The following is a 2,078-nucleotide window of genomic DNA, read 5'->3' as shown; positions in this document are numbered from 1 at the left end:
ACCCCGAGCCCGGCCGCTGTCGCGCGGCCCGCGCCGCCCCGGCTGTACGCCCGCACCTCGTGCCCGGCGCGGACGAGGTTGGCCGCCATCGGCCGCCCCATGACGCCCAGCCCGACAAAGCCCACGACTGCCATATGACCGAACTCCCTCGTTCGATGATCTAACGATTGATCAGGCCGACCCGGCTTGCAGATCATCCCTGGCCTCAGGAAGGGTATTTCGATATACCTGTCGTGGTCAATGCCCCGAGATCGGAGAGTTCGATGCCCAGGTTCGCCGCCAACGTCTCCCTCCTGTTCAGCGAGGTGCCGCTGTCCGAGCGGTTCGCCCGCGCCCGCGCCGCCGGGTTCGAGGCGGTGGAGTGCTGGTGGCCGTTCGCAGACCCGGACCCGTCAGCGGCCCAGGTGGCAGCCTTCGTGAGTGCGCTGGATGCCGCGGACGTGCGGCTGACCGGGATCAACCTGTTCGCCGGGGACATGCCGGCCGGCGAGCGTGGCGTCGTGTCCCACCCCGGCCGCACCGACGAGCTGACGGCGAACCTCACGGTCGTCCGGAGCATCGTCGAGGCGACCGGCTGCACCCGGGTCAACGCGCTCTACGGGCAGCGCCTGCCCGGCGTCCCGGCCGCCACCCAGGACAGGACCGCCACGCTCAACCTGCGCCGCGCGGTGGACACGCTCGGCGACGTCGGCGCGACGGTGCTGGTCGAGCCCCTGACCGACGGTGAGAACGGCGACTACCCGGTGCGCACCCTGGAGGACGCGCTCGCGGTGGCCGACCGGGTGGGCGCCGGCGCCGCCGTGCTCTTCGACGTCTACCACCTGCACAACAACGGCGCCGACGTGGTGGCTGACGTCGCGCGGGTGATCGACGCCGTCGGCCACGTCCAGGTGGCCGACTCCCCCGGCCGCGGCGAGCCGGGCACGGGCACGATCGACTTCGCGTCCTTCTTCCGCACGCTGGACGCGTCGGGCTACACGGGCTGGGTGGGCTGCGAGTACCGCCCCACGGCCGAGACGGAACAGACCCTCGCCTGGCGCCCGTGACCGGTCCCTGGCCCGCCGAAGGGCGGGTCAGGGGGCCGGGAGGGCCGCGGCCTTCGACTCCAGGACCGTACGTTCCGCCGTGTTGCCGCACAGCTCGGCCGCACGGAGGTACTCGCCGCGGGCCTCCGCGGTGCGGCCGAGCCGGGACAGCAGCTCGCCACGCACACCGGGCAGCAGGTGCGACCCGGCCAGCGCACCCTGCTCGACCAGGCCGTCCACGACGCGCAGCCCGAGGTCGGGTCCGTGCGCCATCGCGACGGCCACGGCCCGGTTCAGGTCCACCACCGGCGAGGGCGCGATGCGGCCCAGCGCCTCGTAGAGCAGCACGATCCGCTCCCAGTCGGTCTCCGGCACGGACCGGGCCACCGCGTGGCACTCCGCGATCCCCGCCTGGAGCGCGTACGCACCCATGCCCTCGGGCCCCACGGCGCGGCGCAGCGCCGCCCGGCCGCGGGTGATCGCCGCCCGGTCCCAGCGTCGCCGGTCCTGGTCCTCCAGGAGGATCGGCTCCCCCGTCGGCCCCGTCCGAGCCGGGAACCGCGCGGAGGTGAGCTCCAGCAACGCGAGCAGCCCGAAGGTCTCGGGCTCCGGGGCGAGCCGGGTGAGCACGCGGGTCAGGCGCACGGCCTCGCGCGCCAGGTCGTGCCGGATCCAGTCCTCGCCCGACGTCGCCGACGAGCCCTCCGTGAAGATCACGTACAGCACGCCCCGCACCGACGAGAGCCGGGCGGCCCGGTCGGCGCCGTCGGGCACCTCGAACGGGACCTGCGCCGCCGCGATCGTCTTCTTGGCGCGCGTGATGCGTGCCTGGACGGTCGCGACCGGCACGAGGAACGCGCGCGCGATCTCGTCGCTGGTCAGGCCGCCCACCACGCGCAGGGTCAGCGCGATGCGTGCCTCCCGCGACAGCACGGGGTGGCACGAGACGAACATGAGGGCGAGCACGTCGTCGTCGATCCGGTCGGGGTCGAGCAGCGCCGGCTCGGCGCCCGGGTCGCCCGCTCCGGCGCCTGGCCCGGGCGCCGTCGGGCC

2 protein-coding genes and 1 pseudogene are annotated in these 2,078 nt (G+C 74.4%); 1 reads left to right on the top strand and 2 read right to left on the bottom strand.

The annotated features are described in order from the left end of the window. Positions 1-89, bottom strand: a pseudogene (locus PROKR_RS32030) (2-hydroxy-3-oxopropionate reductase); the annotation flags it as partial. 174 nt (positions 90-263) lie between these two features. On the opposite strand from PROKR_RS32030, the gene PROKR_RS30110 reads away from it, so the two are divergent. Next, a complete protein-coding gene (locus PROKR_RS30110) occupies positions 264-1,046 on the top strand; it encodes a hydroxypyruvate isomerase family protein (protein WP_036971626.1) in 783 nt (260 codons plus the stop codon). Between the two features lie 27 nt (positions 1,047-1,073). Here PROKR_RS30110 and PROKR_RS30105 read toward each other — a convergent pair. Continuing rightward, positions 1,074-2,078, bottom strand: a 1,005-nt coding sequence (locus PROKR_RS30105; protein WP_211240287.1) for an RNA polymerase sigma factor, incomplete at its 5' end; no start/stop codon positions are given.

It is taken from the genome of Promicromonospora kroppenstedtii DSM 19349, assembly GCF_000515355.1.
GTDB lineage: Bacteria > Actinomycetota > Actinomycetes > Actinomycetales > Cellulomonadaceae > Promicromonospora > Promicromonospora kroppenstedtii.
This window is presented reverse-complemented; position numbering and strand designations above follow the sequence as displayed.

Excerpts from the sequence above, each read along its gene's own strand:
- PROKR_RS30110 (WP_036971626.1), top strand. The coding sequence starts at position 264 with ATGCCCAGGTTCGCCGCCAACGTCTCCCTCCTGTTCAGCGAGGTGCCG.